Source organism: Chlamydia psittaci 6BC, assembly GCF_000204255.1.
GTDB classification, from domain to species: domain Bacteria; phylum Chlamydiota; class Chlamydiia; order Chlamydiales; family Chlamydiaceae; genus Chlamydia; species Chlamydia psittaci.
In genome coordinates this window covers 1-7,553 of record NC_017288.1, presented here as the reverse complement: position 1 = coordinate 7,553, position 7,553 = coordinate 1, and the positions used below count along the sequence as shown (strand labels likewise).

Below are 7,553 nucleotides of genomic sequence, written 5' to 3'. Positions count from 1 at the left end.
TAGAATTGGATGATTTTTGGTTTAGTTGTAGTTTTTTAAGTGGAAATTATTGATTTCCACTTTATGACTAAATTAGAGACACTTTTTTTGATGCGTTGTCGGCTATAGTAGATTTATCATAAGCGTATATCATTTTCGAAGATGAGTGACCTGTTATCTTCATGATATCGGAATCTGAACACCCCATTTTTTTGTATTCAGTAACTGCGGTAGCTCGTAGAACATGGGGTGTTACTTTAAATGGTATGTGTGCTTTTATTCCTGCTTTAGCAAAAGTACCTGCCAATTGTTTCAAACCAACACCCCTGCCTTTCTTAGTTATAAACACCAACCCTTTTCTTTCCCCTACATAATCTTGAAGTAATTTCATAAATTTTTGCGGATAGGTAATAATTGTTGTTTTAAACACACCTCGACTTTTAATTTGATTAAAAGATATGACTCCGTTTTCAAAACAAATATGGTCTGTTGTAACTGATAGAGCTTCTGTTACTCGTTTTGCACCTTGAAGAATAGTTTGGGCTATTAACCAATCTCTGTAGTTAATTTTAGATAATTCCTCTAAAAATAATACCCGCTCAACTTGGTTCATAGCATTTGTTTTGACCAGATCTCGGATTTTGTAAAATGTCTTATTGGATTCTTGATGAGATGGTTGTGCTATAGATATTATTCCAGATGTTACTCGATTTAAAAACTTAGTTAGGGATATATAACATGCTGCTCTGACTTGCTTTGTTCCTTCAGACCAACACACTACTGTGGTAGGAATTTGTTTTATAGCGTCTAATATAATGTTGTGGTTTAGCAGAGCAAATTGCTGTAGTGGCATTTTTAAAGAAATCAAACCTATTCTTTCTAAAGCTAAAATAGATCCTCTGTACGATCTAGATGTATGATTAGTTAAAGAAGACAGCCATGTATGCACAGCTTCATAAAGTGGGATATCTCTTAGTTTTTCCCAAAGATGCTGGTTTCTAACAGAAAGAAATTCCTGATGTGTTAGGTTGTTTGAATAAACTTCATTCCCAAAGATTGTATCTAAATTTCTATGTAGTGAATTGCCTTTACGCACACACAACCTCGTGATATAAGTTATGAGTTTTACCTGATTATAGAAATAATCAGGTAATTTATATTTCTTTTATACAATCCTCGAAGTTATTTCTGGATACCTTATGATAAAACAATCTGAAGAAGAAAAAGATCTCCTAGATGTTGAGTTTTTTGTCTTAGGACAAGCTGTTAATTATTTAGAACATGCGCATGTTGTTGTTCGTAGATTATCGGAGCACCACTTCAAATCAGAGAATCATAAGAATATATTTTTGCTAATACGGGATATATTAAGAGACCGAGATACAATATCAATATCCCTGATTTGGGAAGAGATAAAGAGAAGAAATCTCGATAAGAGTATGGATGTTTCATATTTGATACATATGTCTCAAAATGCAGACATCCCTATAGATTTAGATCATCATATTGACTTTTTGCATGAAAAACATGTCAATAACCTACTTAAAGAGTTCTTAGATTCATCTTTTCAAGATTTTACAAGATATCCAAATAGACGTTCACCATACACTCTTATTGATCAGTTCAAAGAACGCTTGGATGACATTTATGAAAAGACATCGTATCCAAGACGAAAACATATAGGGAAAACCGTTTATGACATATTTTCATCCGGGGAAAATGGCAAAGCTAGTGTTATTGCCCAAATACGTCACAGGTATGATTATAGATCCAGACATAAGATTGATTATGTAGATGGATTGCCTACAGGATATTCTTCAATAGACGAACATAGCATTATATTATCAAAGGGAAACTTTGTTGTTATTGCTGCACGGCCTGCTATGGGTAAAACCGCTTTTGCTATAGACATAGCTCTTAATCTCGTTTTAGAACAGGGAAAGGCTGTGGGTTTTATTTCATTAGAAATGAGCCCAAATCAAATTGTAGAGAGAATTATATCAAATTTAAGTGAGACTTCTTGCGAACAATTAAAAAGAGGTAATTTTTCTAGGGATGTTTTATCTAAAATAGAAAGCATTGGAACAAAGCTGAAAGGAACTCATTTCTTTATATGTGATAACAAGAGTACAGATCTAAATACATTAATAGATCAAGCTAGGGAATTAAGAGAAAATCAAGGTATAGATGCTTTGTTTATAGACTATTTGCAGTTAATAGGATCTTCGAAAAAAGCAGAGAATCGCCAAAATGAAATAGCTGAAATTTCAAGACAACTGAGAAAATTAGCTGTTGAGTTACAAATACCCGTTGTATGTTTATCACAGCTATCTAGGAAGGTAGAAGACAGAGGAGATAAGAGGCCTATGTTGTCAGATCTTAGAGATAGCGGTCAAATAGAGCAAGATGCTGATGTCATACTATTCTTACATAGAAAAGACTATTATTCACAGGAAGCTACGAAAGGACTCTCAGAAATCATAGTAGGGAAAAATAGACATGGTTCTGTGTTTTCAACAACGCTAAGATTTAATTCGTGCACAGGGAAATTTACAATTCAAAAAGAAGCATGGTGAAATCAGAAAATCAGATAATTAAAAGTTCTCTTCACTTAGAGAACCAAAAGTTTGGGAGAAAACCCCAGTTATCAGAAGACTTATTCGAGCTGTTCCCGAGCATTTGTACTGAATCTAAAATCGAAGTAATAGGGCTAGATTTACAACCATCTCACTATCATGCTTTAGCAGCGATTCAAAAACTCTTAACAGCAACAAATTATCGAGGAAATTTAGAAGGATCTTATTTATCCAGAGAAACAAATACTTTTAAATTCGAAGGAACAATTCCGAGAATTAAATTCACAAAGTCAGAATATTTAGAAGCTTATGGAGTAAAAAAATATAAAACATCTAGAAATAAGAATGAGTTTGGAGGCAAAGAAGCTTTAATAGCTCTCGAAGCATTGTATCATTTAGGGAATGAGCCTTATCTAATAGTTGCGACAAGAAAACGATGGAATAAAGGAGAAGAAGTCGTTGATCGCTATCAAACTTTCTCTCCTATTTTACGCATCTGTGAAGGTTGGGAAGGTCTGACTCCAAAAGAAAATAAAGCTTTGGATGAAGAACCTTTTCTTAATCTGATTTCTAAAAAACATAAAGGGTTCATCATAGAACCTTGTCCTATCATAGTAGATCAAATTGATTCCTATTTCGTTTTAAAGCCTGCAAATATGTATCAGGAAATAAAATTAAGATTCCCAAATGCATCAAAATTCACTTACACATTCATAGACTGGATTGTTAGTACAGCTACGAGAAAAAAAATGAATAGTTCAGGATCAAAAGAATGGCCAGATAAAATAGAAATAGGGTTCGAAAACCTATCTTATACTTTGAGGATGAATCGATATATTACTTCTAGGAACTGGAAAAAAATAGAATCCGCTATCAATAGATGCATTGAGATAGCTATTGAGCTAAAATGGTTAAACAAACACGAAAGGATTCAAGGAAAAACTATTTCTAAAAAAGAAGTATTTTATTTAAACAAAAGTAAATTTCAGCAAATTTCAACAAATAAAACAATTCAAAGCACAACAAATAAAAATTAATTGTTGATAGTCAAAAAAAATTAAATTAAAACTCAAAATAAAAAGAGTTTTAATTATGGGTAATTCTGGTTTTTACTTAAATGACACCCAAAATTGTGTATTTGCAGACAATATTAAGCTTGGTCAAATGGAAAGTCCCTTACAAGATCAACAACTTATATTAGGGACAAAGTCAACACCAACAGCAGCCAAATTGAATGCTAAAGAGGGTCTTAAAATAGATATCTCAAACACAAATGCACAAAGTGCCACCATAGACTTCTCGATAGATGCTGATACCTTATCAAAGCTAATACTAGATCAAATACAGAAGGGTTTGGTAGATGCTATCATAAAAGATATCACTAATAGTTTAATACAAGAAGTTATTGATAGAATAATATCAGATAAAAATTTAGCACTTACAAAAGCTTTTAAGAACTTTTCTTTATCAGAAAAAATCCAATGCAACGGTTTATTTACAAAGTCTAATATTGGCACACTTTTAGGTGGAACAGAAATCGGGAAATTTACAATTACACCCGACAACGTTAATAGTATGTTTTTAATTTCTGCTGACATCATAGCTTCTAGAATGGAAGGGAATGTCGTTCTCGCTCTTGTAAGAGAAGGTGATTCATCTCCTTGTGCCATTAGTTATGGTTACTCATCAGGGATTCCTAATGTTTGTTCATTGAGAACGGCTGTAAACAACACTGGAACAGATCCTGTTACATTCTCTCTAAGAGTTGGTGGTATGGATAGTGGTGTGGTTTGGGTAAATGCTTTGGCAAATGGTGACTCAATTTTAGGAACTACAGCAACATCAAATATATCGTTTTTAGAAGTAAAACAACAAACAAATGGTTAATAAATTATAAGCAACTTAATTAAATATATTTTCGTTGGATATTTTTTTTGTGGTTTTATATGAAAAAATCATACGTCTATTTACTGGAGAGATTATGAATGATAAACAGAATATGACTAATGATTTTATCAAGATTGTAAAAGATGTTGAAAAAGATTTTCCAGAACTAGATATCAAAATGAAAGTGCACAAGGAAAAAATTACTTTTTTGAATTCTCCATTGGAATTATACCACAAAAGTATATCCGTTATATTAAACTTACTTAATCAAATACAAACATCTTTAAGCTTGTTTCCCGACTCACCTATAGTCGAACAAATGGAACATAATAATTTAAAGCTAAAAAAAGCTTTGATTATGTTGATTTTGTCGAGAAAAGATATGTTCTCAAAAGCTGAATAAATTAACATCTACTCTAACGTTGGAGTAAGTGTGAAAACGCTAGCATTTTGTTCTTTTAAAGGTGGTACTGGGAAAACAACCCTATCCCTTAATATTGGTAGTAATCTTGCCCAAGTAAGCAGAAAAAAAGTTTTGCTTGTGGACTTAGATCCACAAGCAAATTTAACTACCGGTCTTGGAGTTCAAATTCAAGATGATCACAGTCTGAATGAGATTTTAAGACATTCTAATGAGATTAGAAGAGCCATACATAAAACGAAAATAGAAAACCTTGATATCATTCCCTCATCTGTTCTTGTAGAAGATTTTAGGGGGTTGGATAAAGATATCAGTTTATCAGTTAATCATTTGCACCTAGCTCTTCAGAAGGTCCAGGACCAGTATGATGTATGTATTTTGGATACGCCTCCTAGTTTAGGAATTCTTTCCCAAGAAGCATTTTTAGCTAGTGATTACCTAGTTGTGTGTTTAACCCCAGAACCATTCTCTATTCTTGGTTTGCAAAAGATAAAAGAGTTCTGTTCAACAATCGGAAACAATTTGGATATACTAGGAATAGTTTTTTCTTTTTGGGATGAAAGAAATTCAACAAATTCAACTTACATGGACATTATAGAAACGATTTATGAAGGTAAAATCTTGTCCAGTAAAATACGAAGAGATGTTACTGTCAGCAGATCTTTATTAAAAGAATCATCAGTAATAAACGCCTACCCAAATTCTAGAGCAGCTAAAGACATATTAAACTTAACTAAAGAGATAGAAAACAAGCTATTCTCTGATGAAAAATTAGTCCAGGAAACTCTGTGAGTAAATTAACTAAAGAAGCATCCGCTTTTTTTCAAAAGAATCAAGAAAACACAACTAAAGAATTTCTTAAAAAGGAATTCGCTATGGATGTGTTTTCAGTATCTCTAAGTGATATTGAAAAGGAGCAAATAGAAAACTTAGTAGTTAGCCAAAATAGTAAGTTCGATGAAGAATATAATAGAGGATTAGCTTCTATTAAGCTACTTACTGGGCAAATTAAATCCATACAAAAACAACACGTTCTTTTAATAGGAGAGAAAATCTATAAGGTCAGAGAAATCTTAAAAAACATGAATTCTCCTGATACAACATTTTCATCTTGGATAAATCTTGTTTTTCGTACAAAGTCTTCAGCTTATAACGCCCTAGGATATTACGAGTTATTCATTAGCCTTCCTGATAAGAATACCAAGTCTTTATTCCAGTCAATACCGTATAAAACGGCATATCTATTAGCTTCTAGAAAAGGATCTGTTAAAGATAAACTTAAGGTTTTGGGAAAGATTAGCGGTTTATCGAATGCTCTAGCTATCGATGTATTAAATAAGTTCCTACCTCCTTTAAAGTCTTCTCAGACAGAACGGTGTGTAGATTTTGAGGAAAAGAATAAGGAAGTTTCTGAGAAACTTATAGATATTTTAAAAATAGTTTCTTCTGGTTTAGAGCTTTCTGAATATAACAAAAACTTACTGCATCAACTGTTCGAGAAAACTCTTAAGGTAGATATCAGATGCTGACTCAAATCAGCAGCAAATAAAAAGTATTAATATACTTTTTAAGAATTTAAACCTGAGAAATCCCGAGAAGAATTGCAACTTTAGGTGGTAGACTTTGCAACTTTAGGTGGTAGACTTTGCAACTTTAGGTGGTAGACTTTGCAACTTTAGGTGGTAGACTTTTGGTTGAAAAAAACTTAGACTGCGCAAGACTTGTACATTACAAAATATTGAGACTGAGTATGAGCGGTTTGAGTCACCACCACAAGAGTAGATTATTTCTGACAGTATTAGAAGCAGCTAATGTATGGTTAGCAACCTTATCTCCTATTACTAGAAAGAATTACGCTTCGGGTATCAAGTTTCTAGTAGCCAATCATATATTAGATGGTTCCATGAAATTGGAAGGTTTAGTCTGTTGTGATCATTGTGATATTCTGAACAGAATAAAATCTTTAACTTTCACTTACTCTGGGAAGCCGGTTTCAGAGGCATCAAAACAAGCTAGAGCAGCATGTTATATATCTTTTACCAAGTTTCTTTATCGATTAACCAAAGGGGTTATTAAACACGCCAGTCCTTCTAAGGACTTTGGGAACCCAACTTTTTATAAGATTAGAGATAAGGTGAAGACAGAATTTATCTCGAAAAGAGAGTGGTTGTTATTTTTTGATGCTTTGAAAAAGATTAGTTTTAGGGACTATCTGATAGGCAAGTTGATCATACAAGGAGTCAGAAAATTAACCGAGGTAATATCTTTAAGGACTGAAGACATATCCTTTGCTAAGAATCAGGTTACATTCAAGGTAAAAAAGAGACAAAATAGATACCAAGAGGTGAAGGTAAGCTATCCTAATTTCTTAATGCAAGAGTTGCAAGATTATCTTGGGAATAGAGAGGGTTGGGTTTTTGTTTCCGGTGAAGGACAACAGGTAGCAATCAATCAGGTTTATTATTATTTTAAGTTGGCTGAAGGTGATATTAATTCTCCAATTAAAGTAACACCTCATGTTCTACGAGCTAGTGCTCTAGCATATCTAAAAAAAATGGGCTTTGCTGACCAAGAGATAATGCGAGTATCGTGTTTATCTTCTACGCAAATGTTATCAGCTTATGATACAGGCATGACGGACAACTTAACGTCTCAACTACCTTTAATATTTTAATATAATTTTAATTATA

At 32.9% G+C, this 7,553-nt stretch carries 8 protein-coding genes; 7 read left to right on the top strand and 1 reads right to left on the bottom strand.

Annotated elements, in window-relative coordinates:
• Positions 1-67 precede the first annotated feature (67 nt).
• Complete coding sequence (locus G5O_RS10270) at positions 68-1,075, bottom strand: site-specific integrase (RefSeq protein WP_006343679.1); 1,008 nt, start codon at positions 1,073-1,075, stop codon at positions 68-70.
• A gap of 103 nt (positions 1,076-1,178) precedes the next feature.
• Here G5O_RS10270 and G5O_RS10265 point away from each other — a divergent pair, with 103 nt between their 5' ends.
• The 7 genes from G5O_RS10265 (at position 1,179) to G5O_RS10235 (ending at position 7,537) form a co-directional block, all read left to right on the top strand.
• A complete protein-coding gene (locus G5O_RS10265; protein WP_006343678.1) occupies positions 1,179-2,555 on the top strand; it encodes a replicative DNA helicase in 1,377 nt (458 codons plus the stop codon).
• A complete protein-coding gene (locus G5O_RS10260; protein ID WP_010891148.1) occupies positions 2,549-3,592 on the top strand; it encodes a Virulence plasmid protein pGP2-D in 1,044 nt (347 codons plus the stop codon). The genes G5O_RS10265 and G5O_RS10260 overlap by 7 nt, the downstream gene beginning before the upstream one ends.
• 55 nt (positions 3,593-3,647) lie before the next feature.
• Positions 3,648-4,442, top strand: coding sequence for a virulence factor Pgp3 (pgp3, locus tag G5O_RS10255; protein WP_006343676.1), 795 nt, complete (start codon positions 3,648-3,650; stop codon positions 4,440-4,442).
• Positions 4,443-4,536: 94 nt separating this feature from the next.
• On the top strand, positions 4,537-4,845 hold the full coding sequence (locus tag G5O_RS10250; protein ID WP_006343675.1) for a Virulence plasmid protein pGP4-D: 309 nt from the start codon (positions 4,537-4,539) through the stop codon (positions 4,843-4,845).
• Between the two features lie 30 nt (positions 4,846-4,875).
• Positions 4,876-5,655: a ParA family protein gene (locus G5O_RS10245; RefSeq protein WP_006343674.1), complete on the top strand. Its 780-nt coding sequence runs from the start codon at positions 4,876-4,878 to the stop codon at positions 5,653-5,655.
• The gene (locus tag G5O_RS10240; RefSeq protein WP_006343673.1) at positions 5,652-6,392 is read left to right on the top strand and encodes a CT583 family protein; all 741 of its coding nucleotides are present in this window, start codon (positions 5,652-5,654) and stop codon (positions 6,390-6,392) included. The genes G5O_RS10245 and G5O_RS10240 overlap by 4 nt, the downstream gene beginning before the upstream one ends.
• A 221-nt stretch (positions 6,393-6,613) precedes the next feature.
• Positions 6,614-7,537, top strand: coding sequence for a tyrosine-type recombinase/integrase (locus G5O_RS10235; protein ID WP_010891146.1), 924 nt, complete (start codon positions 6,614-6,616; stop codon positions 7,535-7,537).
• Positions 7,538-7,553 lie beyond the last annotated feature (16 nt).

What these genes read in the sequence shown, in the direction of transcription:
- G5O_RS10250 (WP_006343675.1), top strand. Translation starts at nt 4,537, where the DNA reads ATGAATGATAAACAGAATATGACTAATGATTTTATCAAGATTGTAAAA.
- G5O_RS10265 (WP_006343678.1), top strand. Translation starts at nt 1,179, where the DNA reads ATGATAAAACAATCTGAAGAAGAAAAAGATCTCCTAGATGTTGAGTTT.
- G5O_RS10260 (WP_010891148.1), top strand. Translation starts at nt 2,549, where the DNA reads ATGGTGAAATCAGAAAATCAGATAATTAAAAGTTCTCTTCACTTAGAG.
- G5O_RS10235 (WP_010891146.1), top strand. Translation starts at nt 6,614, where the DNA reads ATGAGCGGTTTGAGTCACCACCACAAGAGTAGATTATTTCTGACAGTA.
- pgp3 (WP_006343676.1), top strand. Translation starts at nt 3,648, where the DNA reads ATGGGTAATTCTGGTTTTTACTTAAATGACACCCAAAATTGTGTATTT.